We start from the raw sequence: 20,129 nt of genomic DNA, 5'->3' as shown, positions 1-20,129 counted from the left end.
CGTTTGCCCCTACGCCGCGGCCAGCAGGTCGCGCCGCACGAGCGGGCGCGTGAACAGTTCGGCGAGGTCGCCGGCCTGGTCGTAGCCGTGGATCGGCGTGAACACGAGCTCGATCGCCCACTTCGTCGTCATCCCCTCGGCCTCGAGCGGGTTCGCGAGGCCGAGCCCGCAGACGACGAGGTCGGGCCGCGCCGCGCGGCAGCGGTCGAGCTGGCGCTCGACGTCCTGGCCTTCCGACAGCGCGGTGCCGGCAGGCAGCCATGCGAGTTCGTCGGCGAGGTGCTGGCGGTGCAGGTACGGCGTGCCGACCTCGACGAGCTGCATGCCGAGCTCGCGCGCGAGGAAGCGCGCGAGCGGCACCTCGAGCTGCGAGTCGGGGAAGAAGAAGATGCGCTTGCCCTCGAGCCATGGGCGGTGGCGCGCCAGCGCCGCCGCGGCGCGCTCGCGGCCGGGTGCCGTCACGCGCTCAAAGCGCTCGGCGCCGACGCCGAACGGATGCGCCGCCGCGCGCAGCCACGCCGTCGTGCCTTCGATGCCGAGCGGGAAGGGCGCCGCCAGCCGCTGCGAGCCGCGCGCCTCGAGCACGCGCGCGGTGTCGGCGAGGAACGGCTGCGCCAGCAGGAAGCGCGTGTTCGGGCCGACGGCCGGCAGCTCGCCCGAACGGCGCGGCGGGAAGAAGCGCACCGGCCCGACGTCGAGCTGCGCGAACAGGCGCGCGAACTGGTCCTCGACGACGTCGGCGAGGGTGCCGACGACGAGCAGCGACGGCGCCGCGCCGGCAGCCTCGGCCGGCAGCTCGGCGGCCAGCGCCGCGAGGCAGGCGTCCTCGCCCTGCGTGAACGTCGTCTCGATCCCGCTGCCGGAGTAGTTCAGCACGCGCACGGCCGGCGCGAACCGAGCGTTCAGGCGCTGCGCCGCGCGCGACAGGTCGAGCTTGATGACTTCCGACGGGCACGAGCCGACGAGGAACAGCAACCGGATGTCGGGCCGGCGCTCGAGCAGGCGCGCGACGACGCGGTCGAGTTCGGCGTTGCAGTCGGCGAGCCCCGCGAGGTCGCGCTCGTCGATGATCGCGGTGCCGAAGCGCGGCTCGGCGAAGATCATCACGCCGGCGGCGGACTGCATCAGGTGCGCGCAGGTGCGCGAGCCGACGATGAGGAAGAACGCGTCCTGGATCTTGCGGTGCAGCCAGATGATGCCGGTCAGGCCGCAGAACACCTCGCGCTGGCCGCGCTCGCGCAGCACGGGGGCGTCGACGCAGCCGTCGCCCACGGGTTGCAGCGCGATCACGGCGCTCACGTGCCCGCTCCCGCGGTGCCGAATCGGCGCTGCTGCGCCTCACGCTCGTGCTGCTCGCGTGCGTGCTCGAGGCGCGCCATGCGCAGCTTGAGCAAGAACTGCGTCGCGTTGGTCACGTAGGCGGCGTAGGCCGAGAGCGCGAGCGCCATCTGCTGCATCGGCGAGAGCGAGCCGGTGGCGAGCGCGACGAGGTAGGTCGTGTGCAGCGCGAGCACGAGCATGCTGAACACGTCTTCCCAGTAGAAGGCCGGCGCGAACAGATAGCGCCCGAACACGACCTTCTCCCAGATGCAGCCGGTGACCATGATCGCGTACAGCAGCATCGTCTTGACGACGATCGACCACGTGGCGGCCGCATAGCCCTCGCCGGTGGCGACGAAGCGCAGCACCAGCGCGAGGCTGACCAGGAAGACGGCGAACTGCACCGGCGCCAAGATGCCTTGGACGACGGTCCAGCGGCTTTCGTCACGCCGGCGGCGCTCCTCGGCGGTGTACAGGGTCCGCGCAACGGCTGCTCGGGGCCTGGCTCGTGCCATCGACTTCCTCGTCGGGCGAGACGATCACCCGCGGGGTCGAATCTAGACCGGCACCCGCAGACTGTCAATCAGGCTAGACGTAAAGACACGTTGACAGACGCGGCGGGATTGCCGATGATGCTTCGAACCGGTGGAACCGGCATGGGGCAGTCGATGCCATGCGGATCCGCGCGGCAGGGGCAGTGGCTCGACTCCCGGCGGGCGGAGGGTCGTGCCGGTTGACTGCGTGCCGGGTCGCCTGTAGAAACGCACGGAGCGCGGACGGTGAGCACGGCGGGTGAGATCACAGACCGAGCTGTCCATCGCAAGCGTCTCGGGAGCGCGTTTCGTTCGCGTGCCAAGGCGTGGCCGGCACGGTTGGCAGGGGCGCTGCTCTCGTACTTCGCACGGAGGGAGCAGATGGAACGTTCGGTTCGAGGCGCACCTCCCGCACAGAGGCAAACCGACGCAGACGGCGGCCCGGGCGATCAGGGTGCGGTGGCCGCCGAGGGATCCGCCGCCGTGCCTGGTCCGCACGCGCCGTCAGACGCGGACCGGCGCCTGGCGCGGCTCGCGCAGGCGATCGAGCACGAGATCATCCCGCGCCTGATGATGGCGCACCGCGGTGCGCCGACGTGCCCGACGGTCGCGCTCGACGGTCCGGCGCTCGGCGCCCACGACGTCGAGGAGTTCGCGCGCCTCGTGCTCGAGTCGGACGAGGATGCCGCGCAGGCCTGTGTCGAGACGCTGCTGGCGCGCGGGGTGGCGGTCGAGGCCGTCTTTCACGACCTGCTGGCACCCACCGCCCGCCACCTCGGCGAGTTGTGGAACCAGGACTTGTGCGACTTCACCGAGGTGACGCTCGGGCTCGGGCGGCTGCAGCGTGTGCTTCGCGAGACGAGTGCGCAGCTCGCGCAGCCCGCCGCAGCCGGCGCGGCACGCGAGCTCGACCGTCGCATCCTGCTGCTGCCCAGCCCGGGCGAGCAGCACACCTTCGGGCTCGTGATGGCCGCCGAGTTCTTCCGCCGTGCCGGCTGGGACGTCGCCGGTGGTCCGTGGGAGAACGGCGAAGACGCTGCGACGCTGGTGGGCAGCGAGTGGTACGACGTCGTCGGCTTCTCGCTCGGACACGACGGCCACGTCGATCGGCTGGCCGAGTGCATCGCGGCGGTGCGGCAGGCCAGCCGCAACGGCCACGTCGTGATCATGGTCGGCGGGCCGCTGCTCGGCCAACAGCCCGAGATCGTGCAGCGCGTGGGCGCCGACCTGTATGCCGCCGACGGACGTCACGCGCCGGCGATGGCCGAGCGAATCGTCAGCCGCCATGGAATGCAAAATTAGTCATTTGGAGTTGCTGAACCCCCGACTGCCGAGGAACTGAAGATGTCGCAGCGCGGACGAAAGTCCACCTCATGAAAGCTTTCGACGCGCCCGCCCATGCCCTCGGTGACCTCGATGCCACCGCTGCCGCCGCCATCATCGCCGCCGCGGCCGACATCGCGCTGATCCTCGACGACGACGGCGTGATCGTCGACGTCGCTTGCTCCGGCGAGGGGCTCGACGTCGACTGCCGTGCCTGGATCGGCAAGCCTTGGGCGCAGACCGTCACGGCCGAGAGCCGGCCGAAAGTCGAGGCGCTGCTGGCGGAGTCGGCGGCGGCGCGCACGGCACCGAAGTGGCGCCACATCAACCACCCGCAGGCCGGCGGCGCGCCCGACCTGCCGCTGATGTACACCGCGGTGGCGCTGCCGCGCGGTGGCGCGCGCGCCGCGGCCGTCGGGCGGCGCGTGGCATTCGCACGCGACCTGCGCGCCAACGTCGCGCTGCAGCAGCGCCTGGTCAAGGCGCAGCAGACGATGGAGCGCGACTACTGGCGCCTGCGTCACATGGAGACGCGCTACCGGCTGCTGTTTCAGGTCGCCTCGGAGGCCGTGCTGATCCTCGACGCGTCGACGCTGCGCCTCGAAGAGGCCAACCCGGCCGCCAGCCGGCTGTTCGGCGATGCGCTGCGCCGCTCGGGCTGGACGCTGCCGGAGAGTTTCGAGCCCGAGACGGCGGCCACGCTGCAAGCGACGCTGGCCGCCGTGCGGGCCACCGGCCGCGGCGACCAGCAGCGTGCGCGCCTGGCCGACGGGCGCGAAGTGCTGGTGTCGCTGTCGCTGTTCCGCCAGGAGAAGACCTCGCACTTCCTCGTGCGCGTGTCGCCGACGGCCAACGCCGGCGCCGCGCCCGAGGACGAGGGTCACCTGATGCTCGCGCGCCTGATGGAAGTCGCGCCCGACGCCTTCGTGATCACCGACGCCGACGGCCGCGTGCTGAGCGCCAACCGCGCTTTCCTCGACCTGGCGCAGCTCAACAGCGAGGAGCAGGCGCGCGGGCAGCTGCTGGGCACCTGGCTCGGGCGCACCGGCGTCGAGATGAGCGTGCTGATCACGACGCTGCGCAGCAGCGGCGTCGTGCGCCTGTTTGCAACGCAGCTGCGCGGCGCCGTGGGCTCGACCGTCGAGGTCGAGGTCTCGGCGGTCGCGGTCGAAGGGGTCGACCCCCCCTGCCTGGGTTTCGTGATCCGCGACGTCGGTCTGCGTCTGCCGGCCGGTGGCGCCGAAGGGCGCGCCGCGCGCGAGCTGCCACGGTCGGTCGGGCAGATGACCGAGCTCGTCGGGCGCGTGCCGCTCAAGGAGATCGTGCGCGACACGACCGACCTGATCGAGCAGCTGTGCATCGAGGCGGCGCTGCAGCTGACCAACGACAACCGCGCCTCGGCGGCCGAGATGCTCGGGCTGTCGCGCCAGAGTCTGTACGTCAAGATGCGGCGCTACGAACTCGGCGACCTGACCTCCGACAGCGAGGAATAGCCGCGCGGCGGCGGCCCGGCGCGCGCCGTCCGTCTGGCCACCTTGACGCGGCGTCAGCGGAAGTGTCAACAATGGTTGACGCTCTGTGTTGTCAGCGTCAAGATCGAGGCGATGCCGTTTCCCGTCCCGTCGGCCGTTGTCCAGCTTCTCAAGCCCATCACCTGGTTCCCGCCGATGTGGGCCTTCGGCTGCGGCGTGGTGGCCTCGGGCGTGCCTGCGCAGGGGCGATGGGGACTGATCGTGATCGGCGTCGTGCTCGCCGGGCCGCTGGTGTGCGGCACGAGCCAGGCCGTCAACGACTGGTTCGACCGCCACGTCGACGCGATCAACGAGCCGCAGCGCCCGATTCCGTCGGGCCGTGTCCCGGGGCGCTGGGGCCTGTACATCGCGCTCCTGTGGACCGGCCTGTCGCTCGCGGTGGCCACGCTGCTGGGGCCTTGGGGCTTCGCGGCAGCCGTGCTCGGGCTGTTGCTGGCCTGGATGTACAGCATGCCGCCGTTTCGGCTGAAGAACAACGGCTGGTGGGGCAACGCCGCGTGCGCGGTGTCGTATGAGGGGCTGGCGTGGTTCACCGGCTCGGCCGTGATGGCCGGCGGCGCGATGCCGCACCCGCACTCGATCGTGCTCGCCGCGCTGTACAGCGCCGGCGCGCACGGCATCATGACGCTCAACGACTTCAAGGCCATCGAGGGCGACCGCCAGATGGGCGTGCAGTCGCTGCCGGTGCGCCTGGGCGTGATGGGCGCGGCCAAGGTCGCGTGCTGGTTCATGGCGCTGGCGCAGCTGGCCGTCGTGCTGCTGCTGATCGGCTGGGGACACACCGGCCACGCACTCGCGGTCGGCGGCCTGCTGCTGCTGCAGCTGGCGCTGATGGACCGCTTCCTCGACGACCCGCGCCGCCACGCCGTGGCGTACAGCGGCCTGGGCGTGACGCTGTACGTGATCGGCATGCTCGCGAGCGCGTTCGCGCTGCGCTCGGGCGGCGGGAGCTGACGTGACGCCGCTGGGCTGGCTCGGCATCGTGCGCCTGGGGCTGGTGCAGCTGTCGCTGGGCGCCGTCGTCGTGCTGACGACGTCGACGCTCAACCGCGTGATGGTCGTCGAGCTGGCGCTGCCGGCGCTGCTGCCCGGGCTGCTCGTCGTGCTGCACCACCTGCTGCAGATGCTGCGCCCGCGCATGGGCTACGGCTGCGACGTCGGCGGGCGGCGCACGCCGTGGATCGTCGGCGGCATGGCGGTGCTGGCCGCCGGCGGCTTCCTCGCCGCCGTCGCGGTGGCATGGATGGGCACCGACCGCACGGCCGGCATCGCGCTGGCGGTGCTCGCGTTTGCACTGATCGGCGTCGGCGTCAGCGCCGCGGGCACGTCGCTGCTCGTGCTGCTGGCCAAGCGCGTCGACGCGGCGCGGCGCGCGCCGGCGGCCACCGTCGTGTGGGTGATGATGATCGTCGGCTTCGCGCTCACCGCCGGCGTGGCCGGCAAGCTGCTCGACCCGTACTCGCCCGCGCGGCTGCTGGCCGTCAGCGGCGGCGTGTCGCTCGCGGCGCTGGTCGTCACGCTGCTCGCGCTGGCCGGCGTCGAGGGCCATGGCGTCGACGCGGCGACGGCGGCCTTCGCGCCGCGCGAGCGGGCCGACTTCCGTACCGCGCTCGCGCAGGTGTGGGCCGAGCCGGCGGCGCGGCGCTTCACGGTGTTCGTCTTCGTCTCGATGCTCGCGTTCAGCGCGCAGGACCTGATCCTCGAGCCGTTCGCGGGGCTCGTGTTCGGCTTCACGCCCGGTGAGTCGACGCAGCTGTCGGGCGTGCAGCACGGTGGCGTGCTGCTCGGCATGGTCGTCGTCGCGCTGGCCGGCGGGCCGCTCGGGCAGCGTCACCTGCCGGCGTGGCTGGCCTCGCTGCGCTTGTGGACGGTCGGCGGCTGCCTCGTGTCGGGTGCGGCGCTGCTTGGGCTCGTCGTCGGCGGCGTCGCGGGCCCGGGCTGGCCGCTGCGCCTGAACGTGTTCGTGCTCGGCGTGGCAAACGGTGCGTTCTCGATCGCCGCGATCGCGTCGATGATGCGCATGGCCGGCGACGGCCGGGCGCAGCGCGAGGGCACGCGCATGGGGCTGTGGGGCGCCGCGCAGGCGATCGCGTTCGGCCTCGGCGGGCTGGCCGGCGCAGGCGCGAGCGACGCGATGCGCTGGCTCGTCGGCTCGCCGGCGTCGGCGTACGGGGCCGTGTTCTTCGCCGAGGCGCTGCTGTTCGGCATCGCCGCGGCGCTCGCGTGGCGCGTCGGCCGGCCCGCCGCCACGGTGACGGGGCCGGCGCCGGCCCGGCTGGCGGCGGCCGGCATCGACAGGAGCTAGCAGCATGGATGCGAACGAAACCTTCGATGCCGTCGTCGTCGGCGGTGGACCGGCCGGCGCGACGGCGGCGCACGAGCTCGCGCGGGCCGGACGGCGCGTGCTGCTGCTCGACCGTGCCGGGCGCATCAAGCCGTGCGGCGGCGCGATCCCGCCGCGGCTGATCCGCGACTTCGCGATCCCCGACGAGCTGCTGGTGGCCAAGGCGCGCTCGGCGCGGATGGTGTCGCCGAGCGACGCGCGCGTCGACATCCCGATCGACAACGGCTTCGTCGGCATGGTCGACCGCGAGGTGTTCGACGAGTGGCTGCGCCGGCGCGCCGCCACGGCGGGCGCCGTGCGCGTGACGGGGACCTTCGAGCGTCTGGATCGCGACGCCGACGGCACCGCCGTCGTGCGCTTTCGCCAGCGCGTCGGCGCGAAGGACGAGACGGTGCCGGCCTTCGTGCGCACGCGGGCCGTGATCGGCGCCGATGGCGCGAAGTCGGCCGTGGCGCGCCAGGCGCTGCCCGACGTCGCCGAGAAGACGACGTACGTCTCGGCGTACCACGAGATCGTGCGCAAGCCCGACGTGCCGCCCGACGGCTACGACGGTTCGCGCTGCGACGTCGTCTACCGCGGCTCGCTGTCGCCCGACTTCTACGGCTGGGTGTTCCCGCACGGCGAGACGCTGTCGATCGGCACCGGCAGCGCCGAGAAGGGCTTCTCGCTGCGCGGCGCGGTGGCCACGCTGCGCGAGGCCTCGGGCCTGGCCGGCGCCGAGACGCTGCGCCGCGAGGGGGCGCCGATTCCGCTGAAGCCGCTGCCGCGCTGGGACAACGGCCGCGACGTCGTGCTCGCCGGCGACGCCGCCGGCGTCGTCGCGCCGGCGTCGGGCGAGGGCATCTACTACGCGATGTTCGGTGGCCAGCTCGCCGCGCAGGCCGTCGACGAGATGCTCGCCACCGGCGACGCGCGCGCGCTGGCGCAGGCGCGCAAGCGCTTCATGAAGGCGCACGGGCGCGTGTTCTGGGTGCTGGGCATCATGCAGCACTTCTGGTACTCGTCGGACAAGCGGCGCGAGCGCTTCGTCAGCATCTGCAAGGACAAGGACGTGCAGACGCTGACTTTCGACGCCTACATGAACAAGCAGCTGGTGCGCAAGAAGCCGATGGCGCACGTGCGTATCTTCTTCAAGGACATGGCGCACCTTCTCGGCCTGGCGCGGGTATGACGGTGCGCGGGCGCTGGAAGCCGGTCGCGGTGGCCGCCGCCGCGGCCGTCGCGGTGGCGGTGCTCGGCGCGATCAGCACCGACCTCGGCGACTGGTACTACGCGCTGCACCAGCCGGCGTGGAAGCCACCCGACTGGGCCTTCGGGCCGGCGTGGACGCTGATCTTCTCGCTGAGCGCGGTGGCCGGCGTGTGGGCGTGGCACGACGCGCCCGGCTGTGCAGCGCGCGAGTGGCTGCTGGCGCTGTTCGCGCTCAATGGCTTCCTCAACGTGCTGTGGAGCCTGCTGTACTTCCGCCTGCGCCGCCCCGACTGGGCACTCGTCGAAGTCGTCTTCCTGTGGCTGAGCGTCGCGCTGCTGATCGGCGTGCTCGGCCGCTACAGCCGCCGCGCGGCTTGGATGCTGGTGCCGTACCTGGTCTGGGTCGCGTACGCCGGCGCGCTGAACGGGGCGACGGTGTCGCTCAACGCGCCGTTCGGGGGCTGAGCGGTGAACGACATCGCCGCCTTCGCGCCCCGGCTGGTCGATGCCATCGTCGTGCTCGCGGTCGTCGAGGGGCTGGCGCTGGCGCTGTACCACCGCGCCACTGGCCGCGGGCTGGCGCCGCGCGACTACGCGTGGCACCTGCTTTCGGGCCTCGCGCTGATGCTCGCGCTGCGCCGCAGCGTCGGCGACGGCTTCGACGCCGTCGCACTCGCGTGGCTCGCCGCCGCCGGCGCGCTGCACGCCGTCGAGCTGCGCCGGCGCTGGCTACAGCGGCGCGCGGCGGCACTGCGATGACATACTGACCCGGTCACTCGCCGTCGCAGCCCATGGCCATCCCGTTTCCTTTTTCCGCCATCGTCGGCCAGGACGAGATGAAGCTCGCGATCCTGATCGCCGCCGTCGACCCGAGCGTCGGCGGCGTGCTCGTCTTCGGCGACCGCGGCACCGGCAAGAGCACCGCGGTGCGCGCGCTCGCGGCGCTGCTGCCGCCGATGGTCGCCGTCGCCGGCTGCCGCTGGCACTGCGATCCGGCCGACACGACGCACCGCTGCGACGACTGCCCCAGGCTCAAGGACAAGGGCAAGCCGAAGACCGAGCGCATCCCGGTGCCGGTCGTCGACCTGCCTTTGGGCGCCACCGAGGACCGCGTCGTCGGCGCGCTCGACCTCGAGCGCGCGCTCGCGCAGGGCGTCAAGGCGTTCGAGCCGGGGCTGCTCGCGCGCGCGCACCGCGGCTTCCTCTACATCGACGAGGTCAACCTGCTCGAGGACCACCTCGTGGACCTGCTGATCGACGTCGCGGCGTCGGGCGAGAACGTCGTCGAGCGCGAGGGCCTGAGCGTGCGCCACCCGGCGCGCTTCGTGCTGGTCGGCAGCGGCAACCCGGAGGAGGGCGAACTGCGCCCGCAACTGCTCGACCGCTTCGGCCTGTCGGTCGAGGTGCGCACGCCCACCGACCTCGCGACGCGCGTGCAGGTCGTGCGCCGGCGCGACGACTTCGAGCGCGACCCGGCGGCGTTCGCCGCCGCGTGGAAGAAGGAAGAGGACAAGCTGCGCCGGCGCATCGTCGGCGCGCGCGAGCGGCTGGCCCAGGTCAAGGTCGGCGACGCCGCGCTCGAGCGCGCCGCGCAGCTGTGCATGGCGCTCGGCACCGACGGCCTGCGCGGCGAGCTGACGCTGATCCGCGCCGCGCGCGCGCTCGCCGCGCTCGACGGCGACACCGAGGTCGGCGACGCGCACCTCAAGCGCGTCGCGCCGCCGGCGCTGCGCCACCGCCTGCGCCGCGACCCGCTCGACGACACCGGCTCGTCGACGCGCGTCGAGCGCGCGGTGGCCGAGCTCTTCGAGCCCGCGCCGGCCGCGACATGAGCGCCGTGCCGGCGTCGGCGTCGCCGCCGGACCCGGCGGCGGTCGAGGCGCAGCGCGTCGACGCGCTCGCCGCGGCCGCGCTGCTCGCCGTCGATCCGGCCGGTCTCGGCGGCGCCGTGCTGCGCGCGCCGGCCGGCCCGGCGCGCGACGACTGGCTCGCGGCGCTGCGTGCGCTGCTGCCGGCCGACGCCCCGGTGCGGCGCGTGCCGTTGGGCATCGCCGACGACCGGCTGCTCGGCGGCCTCGACCTCGCCGCGACGCTGGCCGCCGGGCGCCCGGTCGCGCAGCGCGGCGTGCTGGCCGACGCCGACGGCGGCATCGCCGTGCTCGCGATGGCCGAGCGGCTCGGCGCCGACACCGCGGCGCGCGTCGCCGCCGTGCTCGACCACGGCGAGGTGACAGTGCAGCGCGAAGGGCTGTCGCTCGCGCGCGCGGCGCGCATCGGCGTCGTCGCGCTCGACGAAGGGCTCACCGACGACGAGCGCACGCCGGCGGCGTTGCGCGAACGGCTGGCGTTCGCGCCGGCGCTGCCGCCGCGCTCGCCGCGCGACGACGCGCTGCCGCTGCCGTGGACCCGTGACGATATCGGCGCGGCGCGCGCGCGGCTGTCGCGCGTGCGGGTCGGCGACGACGTCGTGCAGGCGCTGTGCGCGGCGGCGCTGGCGCTGGGCGTCGACTCGGTGCGTGCGCCGCTGCTCGCGGTGCGCGCCGCGCGCGCCGCCGCGGCGCTGGCCGGGCGCACCGACGCCGACGCCGACGACGCCGCGCTCGCCGCGCGGCTCGTGCTCGCGCACCGCGCGACGCGCCTGCCCGCGCCACCGCCCGACGATCTGCCCGACGAGCCGGCCGAGGCCGACGCCGAGCCGCCCCCGCCGCCGCAGGACGCCGCCGAACCCCCGCCGGCCACCGACGACGACGCGCAGCGCGAGCCGCAGGCGCTCGAAGACCGCGTGCTCGACGCCGCCGAAGCGGCGATCCCGCCCGGCCTGCTCGCCGCGCTGCTCAGTGGCGTGATGTCGCGCGACCGCAGCCCGACGGGCGGCCGCGCCGGCGCGCTGAAGCAGGGCCGCCTGCGCGGCCGGCCGGCCGGCGTGCGCCGCGGCGAGCCCCGTGCCGGCGCGCGGCTGAACCTGATCGCGACGCTGCGCACCGCGGCGCCCTGGCAGCCGCTGCGCCGGCGCGAGGCCGGCGCGCGCGACAGCGCCGCGGGCGCGCGGCTGCACGTGCGGCGCGAGGACTTCCACGTCACGCGCTTCAAGCAGCGCAGCGAGACGACGACGCTGTTCGTCGTCGACGCGTCGGGGTCGTCGGCGCTGCACCGGCTCGCCGAAGCGAAGGGCGCGGTCGAGCTGCTGCTGGCCGACTGCTACGTGCGCCGCGACCGGGTCGCCGTGATCGGCTTTCGCGGTGCCGGCGCCGAGCTGCTGCTGCCGCCGACGCGCTCGCTGGTACGCGCGAAGAAGAGCCTCGCCGGGCTGCCCGGCGGCGGCGGCACGCCGCTGGCCGCCGCGATCGACAGTGCCGCCGCGCTCGCCGATGCGGTGCGCCGGCAGGGCGCGACGCCGCTCGTCGTGCTGCTGACCGACGGGCGCGCCAACGTTGCGCGCGACGGCCGCCCGGGCCGGGCGCAGGCGCAGGCCGACGCGCAGGCGGCCGCGGCGCGGCTGCGCGCCACCGGCGTCGGCGTGCTGCTGCTCGACACGTCGCCGCAGCCGCAGCCCACCGCGCAGCAGCTCGCGCTGGCGATGGGCGCGCGCTACCTGCCGCTGCCGCACGCCGACGCGCGCGCGATGTCGGCCGCGGTGCAGCAGGCCGTGCGCGGCGCCGACCCCGTCGGCTGACGCCGTCGGACCCGCGATGGCACGGCTGGACTGGGCGAGCGACGGCCGTGACTGGCCGCTGCGCGAGCACAGCCGCTTCGTCGACGCGGCCGGCATCCGCTGGCACGTGCAGCAGCTCGGCCGCGGCCCGGTGTGGCTGCTGCTGCACGGCACCGGCGCCGCGACGCACTCGTGGCGCGACGTCGCGCCCCGGCTCGCACGCGACGCGACGGTCGTCGCGGTCGACCTGCCGGGTCACGGCTTCACGAGTGCACCGCCGGGCTTCGGGATGTTCTCGGCGGCGTACACGCTGCCCGGCATGGCCGCCGCGCTCGGCGAGCTGCTGCGCGTGCTCGGGGTGCGTCCGCACGGCGTCGTCGGCCACTCGGCCGGCGCCGCGATCGCGGCGCGCATGGTGCTCGACGGGCTCCTCGAGCCGCAGGTCGTTGCGAGCCTCAACGGCGCGCTGCTGCCGCTGCCGGGGCTGGCGGCGTGGCTTTTTCCGCCGATGGCGCGGCTGATGGCGGCCACGCCGGTGGCGGCGCACCTGTTCGCGTGGCGCGCGGCCGACCGGCGCGCGGTGCAGCGGCTGATCGACGGCACCGGCTCGCGGCTCGACGAGCGCGGCGTCGAGCTGTATGCGCGGCTGGTGGCCAACGCGCACCACTGTCACGCGGCGCTGGCGATGATGGCGCAGTGGGACGTCGCGCCGCTGTGGCGCGACCTGCCGCGGCTGGGCGGGCGGCTGCACCTGGGCGTGGGCCGCCGCGACCGCGCCGTGCCGCCTTCGCAGGCGCAGCGCGTGCACCGGCACGTGCCGGGATCGACGCTGACCGAGTGGCCGGCGCTCGGCCACCTGTCGCACGAGGAGGAGCCGGCGCTGACCGTGCGCTGGCTGCACACGCTCGACGGCGCACCGCCGCATGGTGCCCGCGGTGCCCACGCCGCCGCACGCGTCGAGGGCGCGCACCGGCGCGTGGCAACATCGCCGCATGGGGACGACCACCGCTGAGAGCGGCGCCGGCGCGGCGTGCACGATCGACGTGCCGATCGCCGGAATGACCTGTGCGTCGTGCGTGCGCCGCGTCGAGAAGGCGTTGCAGGCCGTCGACGGCGTGCGCGCGGCGAGCGTCAATCTCGCGACCGAGACGGCCGTCGTCGAGACGGCGCCCGGCGGCGTGGATGCCGGGCGGCTGGCCGACGCGGTGCGCCGCGCCGGCTACGACGTACCGACGCGCACCCACACGCTGCGCATCGACGGCATGACTTGTGCGAGCTGCGTTGGCCGCGTCGAGAAGGCGCTCGCGCGCGTGCCGGGCGTGCTGGCGGCGAGCGTCAACCTCGCGACCGAGGCGGCGCAGGTGCAGGCGCTGGCCGGCGTCGACGTGGCGACGCTGCTGGCCGCCGTCGAGCGCGCCGGCTACGGCGCGCGCGCCGCCGACGACACCGACAGCGCCGCCGCCGCAGGCCGCGGTGCCGCGAGCGAGCCCGATGCGCAGCGCCGTCGCGACGCGCTGGCGGTGCTCGCCGCAGCCGTGCTGACGCTGCCGCTCGTGCTGCCGATGGCGCTGATGCCGTTTGGCGTCGACGCGATGCCGCCGGCGTGGCTGCAGTGGCTGCTGGCCACGCCGGTGCAGTTCGTGTTCGGCCGGCGCTTCTACGTCGCCGGCTACAAGGCGGTGCGCGCTGGGGCTGGCAACATGGACCTGCTCGTCGCGCTGGGCACCAGTGCCGCGTACGGGCTGTCGGTGTTCCAGTGGTGGCGCCACGCCGAGCATGGCATGCCGCACCTGTACTTCGAGGCGTCGGCGGCGGTGATCACGCTGGTGCTGCTGGGCAAGTGGCTCGAGGCGCGCGCCAAGCGCCAGGCGACCGACGCGATCCGCGCGCTGCAGGCGCTGCGCCCGCAGCGCGCGCGCGTGCAGCGCGCCGATGGCAGCGAGGTCGAGGTGCCGCTCGCGCAGGTGCGCGTCGGCGACCTCGTGCGTGTGCGCCCCGGCGAGAAGCTCGCCGTCGACGGCGTCGTCGTCGAGGGCCGCACGCACGTCGACGAGTCGCTGCTGACCGGCGAAAGCCTGCCGGTGGCCAAGGGCCCGGGCGACCGCGTGACCGGCGGCGCCGTCAACGGCGAAGGGGCGCTGACGGTGCGCGCGACCGGCGTCGGCGCCGAGAGCACGCTGGCGCGCATCATCCGCCTCGTCGAGTCGGCGCAGGCCGCCAAGGCGCCGATCCAGCGTCTGGTCGACCGGGTGGCTGCGGTGTTCGTGCCGGTGGTGCTGGTCGTCGCGGTGCTCGCGTTCGCCGGCGGCGCGTGGTGGACCGGCGACGCCGAGGGGGCGCTGATCAACGCGGTGTCGGTGCTGGTGATCGCGTGCCCGTGCGCACTCGGGCTGGCGACGCCAGCGGCGATCATGGCCGGCACCGGCGTCGCGGCGCGCCACGGCATCCTGATCAAGGACGCGCAGGCGCTCGAGCTCGCGCATCGCGTGACCCACGTCGCGTTCGACAAGACCGGCACGCTGACCGAAGGCCGGCCGCGGCTGATCGCCGTCGAGGCCGCCGACGCCGGCCGCGAGCGCGAGGTGCTCGGGCTCGCCGCCGCGCTGCAGGCGCGCAGCGAACATCCGCTGGCGCGCGCCGTCGTCGAGCACGCGAAGGCCGAGGGGCTGGCACCGCCGGCGGCCGACGCGGTGCAGGCGCTCGCCGGCCGCGGGGTCGAAGGCCGCGTCGACGGACGGCCACTGTGGCTGGGCAGTTCCCGGCTGCGCGACGAGCGCGCACTCGACGTCGGTGCGCTCGCGGCACGTGCCACCGCGCTGGAGGCCGAGGGGCGCACGCTGGCCTGGCTGGCCGAGGTCGGCGGCGACGGCACGTCGCGCCTGCTCGGTCTGCTGGCGTTCGGCGACCGCCTCAAGCCGACGGCCGCCGACGCCGTCGCGCGGCTGCGTGCGCTCGGCCTGCAGGTGGTGCTGCTCACCGGCGACAACGCCGGCAGTGCGCAGGCCGTCGCGCGCCAGCTCGGCATCGATGCAGTGCGCGCGCAGGTGCTGCCGGCCGACAAGGCGCGCGTCGTCGGCGACCTGAAGGCGGGCGGGGCGACGGTGGCGATGGTCGGCGACGGCATCAACGACGCCCCCGCGCTGGCGGCCGCCGACGTCGGCATCGCGATGGCCACCGGCACCGACGTCGCGATGGAGACGGCCGGCATCACGCTGATGCGCGGCGATCCGCGCCTCGTCGCGGCGGCGATCGAGATCTCGCGCTGCACGACGGCGAAGATCCGCCAGAACCTGTTCTGGGCCTTCGCCTACAACGTGGTCGGCATCCCGCTGGCGGCGTTCGGGCTGCTGAACCCGGTGATCGCCGGCGCGGCGATGGCGATGAGCAGTGTCAGCGTCGTCTCGAACGCGCTGCTGCTGCGCCGGTGGCGTCCGCCAGCCGGGCCGGGCGATGCGACGCCGCCTGCCGCGGCCGGTGGCACGGCGCTGGCCGGTCCGCTCGCGCGCTGACCACGCCGTGCCGCGCGTGCAGGCGGCGCAAAAGAAACGGCCCGCTCACCCGGCGGTGGCGGGCCATGCGGGCGTCGCAGGGCTGCGACGCGACGACACGATCTGGCTTACTTGATCGTCAGCACCCAGGCCGCGAGCGTCTTCGCCTCGGCTTCGCTGACGTTGGCGTTCGGCGGCATCGGCACCGGGCCCCAGACGCCCGAGCCGCCCTTGATGATCTTCTGCGCGAGCTTGTCGACCGCATCCTTCTGGCCGGCGTACTTGGCGGCGACGTCCTTGTAAGCCGGGCCGACGAGTTTCTTGTCGGTCGCGTGGCAGGCCATGCAGTTCTTCGCCTTGGCCAACTCGGCGCTGGCGAACGCGGGGGTGGCGGCGGCGAACAGGCCGGCGACGGCGGTCAGGGCAAGCAGAGTCTTCATGTTTCCTCTCAGCGGTCGATACAAGCGGTTGACGTACGGGTACCGTACGACCTCGACAACGCAATTCTAGGCACGGCGGTTGACGCCCAACCGTGTCGCTGGGAGATCGGCCATGGCCTTCGTGATCGTCGGCGTGCTGTTCATCGTGATGAAAGTGGCGGAACTCGGCCCGGTGGCCGGGTGGTCGTGGTGGCTGGTGCTGTCGCCGTTCCCGCTGGCCGCGCTGTGGTGGTGGTACGCCGACACCTCGGGGCTGACGAAGAAGCGCGAGATCGACAAGATGGAACGGCGCAAGGCCGAGCGCCGGCGCAAGAACATCGTCAACCTCGGCATGGAGGACACCCGCCGGCCGCGCCAGTGAGGCGACGCGCGCGCCGCCGGTACCGTTTTCGGGCGTCCTACCGAGTCTGCGCTAGCGTCACCGCCCGCAGGCCGCGCGGTGATGCCCAGACGCCGCTGCGCCGGGAGTCGACCTGCCCAACCGGCCTGGCGCGCGACGTTCAGCGGCCGTCGAAGCGGTCGAGCACGGCGCCGTGGCTGGCGCTGGCGGCGTTGAACGCGAACTTGGCCAGCACGCCGCGCGTGTAGCGCGCAGCCGGCCGCTGCCACGCGGCACGCCGGCGCGCGATCTCGGCGTCGTCGACGTTGAGCTGCAGCAGCCGGCGATGCGCGTCGATCGTGATGGAGTCGCCTTCCTGCACCAGCGCGATGGTGCCGCCCTCGTAGGCCTCGGGCGCGACGTGGCCGACGACCATGCCCCAGGTGCCGCCCGAGAAGCGCCCGTCGGTGACGAGGCCGACCGATTCGCCGAGCCCCTGGCCGATCAGCGCGCTCGTCGGCGCGAGCATCTCGGGCATGCCGGGGCCGCCCTTGGGGCCGAGGTAGCGCAGCACCATCACGTCGCCGGGCTTGATCTGGCCGCCCATGATCGCGGCGAGCGCCGACTGCTCGTCGTCGAACACGCGCGCCGGCCCGGTGATCACCGGGTTCTTCAGGCCGGTGATCTTGGCCACGCTGCCCTCGGGGCTGAGGTTGCCCTTGAGGATCGCGAGATGGCCCTCGGGGTACAGCGCCTGGTCGATCGGCCGGATCACCTGCTGGTCGGCCGCCAGCGGCGGCACGTCGGCCAGGTTCTCGGCCACCGTCTTGCCGGTGACCGTCATGCAGTCGCCGTGCAGCAGCCCGGCGTCGAGCAGCACCTTCATCACCGCCGGGATGCCGCCGGCGCGGTGCAGGTCGATCGCGAGGTACTTGCCGCTGGGCTTGAGGTCGCAGATCACCGGCACCTTCTGGCGCACGCGCTCGAAGTCGTCGATCGTCCACTCGACGCCGGCCGTGTGCGCGATCGCGAGGAAGTGCAGCACGGCGTTGGTCGAGCCGCCGGTGGCCATGATGACGGCCACCGCGTTCTCGATGCTCCTGCGCGTGACGATGTCGCGCGGCTTGAGGTCCTTCTTGACCGCCTCGACGAGCACCTGTGCGGCGCGGTGCGTCGCGGCGACGATCTCGTCCTCGACGTTGGCCATCGTCGAGCTGCCGGGCAGGCTCATGCCGAGCGCCTCGAAGGCCGAGCTCATCGTGTTGGCGGTGTACATGCCGCCGCACGAGCCGCTGCCGGGGATCGCGCGGCGCTCGATCTGGCAGAAGTCCTCCTCGCTGAGCTTGCCGGCGCTGAACTGGCCCACCGCCTCGAACACGCTGACGATGTTCAGCTCCTGGCCCTTGTAGTGGCCGGGCAGGATCGTGCCGCCGTAGACGAAGATGCCGGGCACGTTGGCGCGCAGCATGCCCATCATCGCGCCGGGCATGTTCTTGTCGCAGCCGCCGATCGTGATCACGCCGTCCATCCACTGGCCGCCGACGCAGGTCTCGACGCAGTCGCTGATGACTTCGCGCGACACCAGCGAGTACTTCATGCCCTCGGTGCCCATCGCCATGCCGTCGCTGATCGTCGGCGTGCCGAACACCTGCGGGTTCGCGCCCGCCATGCGCAGGCCCTCGACCGCCGCGTCGGCGAGCTTCTGCAGCCCCGAGTTGCACGGCGTGATCGTCGAGTGCGCGTTGGCCACGCCGATCATCGGCTTGCCGAAGTCTTCCGGCGCGTAGCCCATGCCGTAGTACATTGAGCGGTTCGGCGCGCGCGCGACGCCTTCGGTGATGTGGGCACTGCGGCGGTTGATCTTCAGCGGTTCGGTCATGGCGGCACCTCGGGGGATGGTCGCGAAGGCAAACGCGCATTCTAGGCGGCGGCCCGTGCGGCAGCGGCCGCGCCGCGTGAGCCGCACACGAGCGCGCTGCTAGCATGCGCGACCATGCTGATGCACCCGCAGTTCGACCCGGTGGCCTTGTCGCTGGGACCCGTGCACATCCACTGGTACGGCCTGACCTACCTCGCGTCGTTCGTGCTGTGCTTCGTGCTCGCGCGCCACCGCGCCGCGCGCGCGCCGTTCGCGTCGGCCGGCTGGACGTCGCGCGACGTCGAGGACCTGCTGTTCTGGGTCGTGATCGGCGTCATCGTCGGCGGGCGCCTGGGCTACGTGCTGTTCTACAAGCCCGGCTACTACGCCGCGAACCCGCTCGAGGCGCTGGCGCTGTGGAAGGGCGGCATGTCGTTCCACGGCGGGCTGCTCGGCGTCATCGCCGCGTTCTTCGGCTACGCGTGGCGGCGCGGCCGGCCGGTGCTCGAGGTGGGCGACCTGGTCGCGCCCGTCGTGCCGGTGGGCCTGGCGCTCGGGCGGCTGGGCAACTTCATCAACGGCGAGCTGTGGGGCCGGGTGGCCGACGCGTCGCTGCCGTGGGCGATGGTGTTCCCGCAGTCGGGCTCGAGCCTGCCGCGGCACCCGTCGCAGCTGTACCAGTTCGCGCTCGAGGGGGTGCTGCTGTTCGTGCTGCTGTGGTGGTATTCGCGCAAGCCGCGGCCGCTGGGGCGCGTGTCGGCGGCGTTCCTCGTCGGCTACGGCGTGCTGCGCTTCATTGCCGAGTACTTCCGCGAGCCCGACAGCTTCCTCGGGCTGCTGGCGCTGAACATGAGCATGGGCCAGTGGCTGTGCGTGCCGATGCTCGTCGTCGGCGCGTGGCTGTGGCTGCGTGCCCCGAAGACAGGCTGAGCCGATGCGACAGGTTTTCCTCGACACCGAGACCACCGGGCTGAGCCCCGAGAACGGCGACCGCATCATCGAGATCGGCTGCGTCGAGTTCGTCAACCGGCGGCCGACCGGGCGCAACCTGCACCACTACCTGAATCCGCAGCGCCCGAACAGCGAAGACGCCGTGCGCATCCACGGCCTGACCGACGAGTTCCTCGCCGACAAGCCGCTGTTCGCCGCCATCGCCGACGAGCTGCTGGCGTACCTGGCCGGTGCCGAAGTCGTGATCCACAACGCCGCGTTCGACGTCGGCTTCCTCGACGAGGAGCTGCGGCGCATCGGACGGGCGCCGCTGCGCGAGCACGTGGCCGGCATCGTCGACACGCTGCAGCTGGCGCGCGAGATGTACCCGGGCAAGTCGAACTCGCTCGACGCGCTGTGCAAGCGCCTCGAGGTCGACAACACCAGCCGCACGCTGCACGGCGCGCTGCTCGACGCCGGACTGCTGGCCGAGGTCTACATCCGCATGACGCGCGGCCAGGAGTCGCTGGTCATCGACGGTCTCGACGGCGAGCAGGCGGCTGCGACGGCCGCGCCGATCGACCTGCGCCGCTTCGAGCTGCCCGTGCTCGCCGCCACCGCCGAGGAGTGCGCCGCCCACGAGGCCGTACTGGCGGACCTGGACAAGGCCAGTGGCGGCAAGACGGTGTGGCGCAGCGCCGTGGCATAATCTGCGCCTTGCCGGAACACGGCCCACACCGCATTCCGGGCAGTTAGCTCAGCGGTAGAGCACTGCCTTCACACGGCAGGGGTCGCAGGTTCGAACCCTGCACTGCCCACCAAGACCCAACCCCGCAAGTCTTCGGCTTGCGGGGTTTCTTGTTTTCCCCCGCGCCCCGACCCGTCCCGCCTGCACCCGCGCGGGCGGCGCAAAGCGACGACTCTTGCGCCAGATTCGAGACCGTGGACTCCATGCCCCGCGAGGCACCCGCACCCCGGAGTCCACATCGCCACGTTCACGAACCGAGTCAGCCTAAATCCGGCAGTTACCCCGTCGCTGGCAGGCCAGCCGCGGGTCGTGGTGGGCCGACGATCGGGGCTATGCGGTCGCTGACGTAGCGCAGCAGGCAGCCCCAGCGGTCGAGGTCCTTGAACTGCTCCGCAGCTGACCGAACGTGCTGCAAGGCCGCGCCGATGTTGGCGATCAGCCGCTTGAGCAT

The 20,129-nt window shown here is 73.5% G+C and carries 18 protein-coding genes and 1 tRNA gene; 15 read left to right on the top strand and 4 right to left on the bottom strand.

Annotation, left to right across the window (positions count from 1 at the left end; genetic code table 11):
* Positions 1-9: 9 nt before the first annotated feature.
* Both DRV96_RS05715 and bchF read right to left on the bottom strand, forming a co-directional pair.
* Positions 10-1,299, bottom strand: a complete 1,290-nt coding sequence (locus DRV96_RS05715; RefSeq protein WP_119288751.1) for a ferredoxin:protochlorophyllide reductase (ATP-dependent) subunit N — start codon at positions 1,297-1,299, stop codon at positions 10-12.
* Positions 1,296-1,835 (bottom strand): 2-vinyl bacteriochlorophyllide hydratase, encoded by a 540-nt coding sequence (gene bchF, locus DRV96_RS05710; RefSeq protein ID WP_119288749.1) that lies wholly within the window; start codon positions 1,833-1,835, stop codon positions 1,296-1,298. The genes DRV96_RS05715 and bchF overlap by 4 nt, the downstream gene beginning before the upstream one ends.
* Positions 1,836-2,336: 501 nt before the next feature.
* On the opposite strand from bchF, the gene DRV96_RS05705 reads away from it, so the two are divergent.
* The 11 genes from DRV96_RS05705 (at position 2,337) to DRV96_RS05655 (ending at position 15,404) form a co-directional block, all read left to right on the top strand.
* Positions 2,337-3,155, top strand: a complete 819-nt coding sequence (locus DRV96_RS05705) for a cobalamin B12-binding domain-containing protein (protein ID WP_162910958.1) — start codon at positions 2,337-2,339, stop codon at positions 3,153-3,155.
* Between the two features lie 71 nt (positions 3,156-3,226).
* Positions 3,227-4,669, top strand: a complete 1,443-nt coding sequence (ppsR, locus tag DRV96_RS05700) for a transcriptional regulator PpsR (RefSeq protein WP_119288744.1) — start codon at positions 3,227-3,229, stop codon at positions 4,667-4,669.
* Between the two features lie 111 nt (positions 4,670-4,780).
* Positions 4,781-5,662 (top strand): chlorophyll synthase ChlG, encoded by an 882-nt coding sequence (chlG, locus tag DRV96_RS05695; protein WP_119288925.1) that lies wholly within the window; start codon positions 4,781-4,783, stop codon positions 5,660-5,662.
* A gap of 1 nt (position 5,663) precedes the next feature.
* Complete coding sequence (locus DRV96_RS05690; RefSeq protein ID WP_119288742.1) at positions 5,664-7,013, top strand: BCD family MFS transporter; 1,350 nt, start codon at positions 5,664-5,666, stop codon at positions 7,011-7,013.
* A 4-nt stretch (positions 7,014-7,017) separates the two neighbouring features.
* The gene (locus DRV96_RS05685; protein ID WP_119288740.1) at positions 7,018-8,223 is read left to right on the top strand and encodes a geranylgeranyl diphosphate reductase; all 1,206 of its coding nucleotides are present in this window, start codon (positions 7,018-7,020) and stop codon (positions 8,221-8,223) included.
* Positions 8,220-8,708, top strand: a complete 489-nt coding sequence (locus tag DRV96_RS05680; protein WP_119288738.1) for a TspO/MBR family protein — start codon at positions 8,220-8,222, stop codon at positions 8,706-8,708. Before DRV96_RS05685 ends, DRV96_RS05680 begins: the two co-directional genes overlap by 4 nt.
* A gap of 3 nt (positions 8,709-8,711) precedes the next feature.
* The gene (locus tag DRV96_RS05675; RefSeq protein ID WP_119288736.1) at positions 8,712-9,002 is read left to right on the top strand and encodes a hypothetical protein; all 291 of its coding nucleotides are present in this window, start codon (positions 8,712-8,714) and stop codon (positions 9,000-9,002) included.
* Positions 9,003-9,034: 32 nt separating this feature from the next.
* Positions 9,035-10,075, top strand: a complete 1,041-nt coding sequence (gene bchI / locus DRV96_RS05670) for a magnesium chelatase ATPase subunit I (protein ID WP_119288734.1) — start codon at positions 9,035-9,037, stop codon at positions 10,073-10,075.
* On the top strand, positions 10,072-11,916 hold the full coding sequence (locus DRV96_RS05665) for a magnesium chelatase subunit D (RefSeq protein WP_119288732.1): 1,845 nt from the start codon (positions 10,072-10,074) through the stop codon (positions 11,914-11,916). Before bchI ends, DRV96_RS05665 begins: the two co-directional genes overlap by 4 nt.
* A 16-nt stretch (positions 11,917-11,932) precedes the next feature.
* Entirely contained in the window at positions 11,933-12,907 is a 975-nt protein-coding gene (gene bchO, locus DRV96_RS05660) for an alpha/beta fold hydrolase BchO (protein ID WP_119288729.1), read from the top strand.
* Positions 12,888-15,404, top strand: a complete 2,517-nt coding sequence (locus tag DRV96_RS05655; RefSeq protein ID WP_119288923.1) for a heavy metal translocating P-type ATPase — start codon at positions 12,888-12,890, stop codon at positions 15,402-15,404. Before bchO ends, DRV96_RS05655 begins: the two co-directional genes overlap by 20 nt.
* Positions 15,405-15,511: 107 nt before the next feature.
* Here the strand turns inward: DRV96_RS05655 and DRV96_RS05650 are convergent, their stop codons facing one another.
* Positions 15,512-15,823 (bottom strand): c-type cytochrome, encoded by a 312-nt coding sequence (locus DRV96_RS05650; RefSeq protein WP_119288727.1) that lies wholly within the window; start codon positions 15,821-15,823, stop codon positions 15,512-15,514.
* A gap of 112 nt (positions 15,824-15,935) precedes the next feature.
* Between DRV96_RS05650 and DRV96_RS05645 the strand changes: the two genes are divergently transcribed.
* Positions 15,936-16,184, top strand: a complete 249-nt coding sequence (locus tag DRV96_RS05645) for a TIGR04438 family Trp-rich protein (RefSeq protein ID WP_119288725.1) — start codon at positions 15,936-15,938, stop codon at positions 16,182-16,184.
* 139 nt (positions 16,185-16,323) lie between these two features.
* On the opposite strand, the gene ilvD is transcribed toward DRV96_RS05645, so the two are convergent.
* On the bottom strand, positions 16,324-18,021 hold the full coding sequence (gene ilvD, locus DRV96_RS05640) for a dihydroxy-acid dehydratase (RefSeq protein ID WP_119288723.1): 1,698 nt from the start codon (positions 18,019-18,021) through the stop codon (positions 16,324-16,326).
* Positions 18,022-18,135: 114 nt separating this feature from the next.
* Between ilvD and lgt the strand changes: the two genes are divergently transcribed.
* The 3 genes from lgt (at position 18,136) to DRV96_RS05625 (ending at position 19,751) form a co-directional block, all read left to right on the top strand.
* Positions 18,136-18,930 (top strand): prolipoprotein diacylglyceryl transferase, encoded by a 795-nt coding sequence (lgt, locus tag DRV96_RS05635; RefSeq protein WP_119288721.1) that lies wholly within the window; start codon positions 18,136-18,138, stop codon positions 18,928-18,930.
* 4 nt (positions 18,931-18,934) lie between these two features.
* On the top strand, positions 18,935-19,639 hold the full coding sequence (dnaQ, locus tag DRV96_RS05630) for a DNA polymerase III subunit epsilon (protein WP_119288719.1): 705 nt from the start codon (positions 18,935-18,937) through the stop codon (positions 19,637-19,639).
* 37 nt (positions 19,640-19,676) lie between these two features.
* Positions 19,677-19,751, top strand: a tRNA-Val gene (locus DRV96_RS05625).
* Positions 19,752-20,129 lie beyond the last annotated feature (378 nt).

The organism is Azohydromonas sediminis (genome assembly GCF_003574675.1).
GTDB classification, from domain to species: domain Bacteria; phylum Pseudomonadota; class Gammaproteobacteria; order Burkholderiales; family Burkholderiaceae_C; genus Calidifontimicrobium; species Calidifontimicrobium sediminis.
The sequence above is the reverse complement of the archived record's forward strand: the minus strand, read 5'-3'. Positions and strand labels throughout refer to the sequence as shown.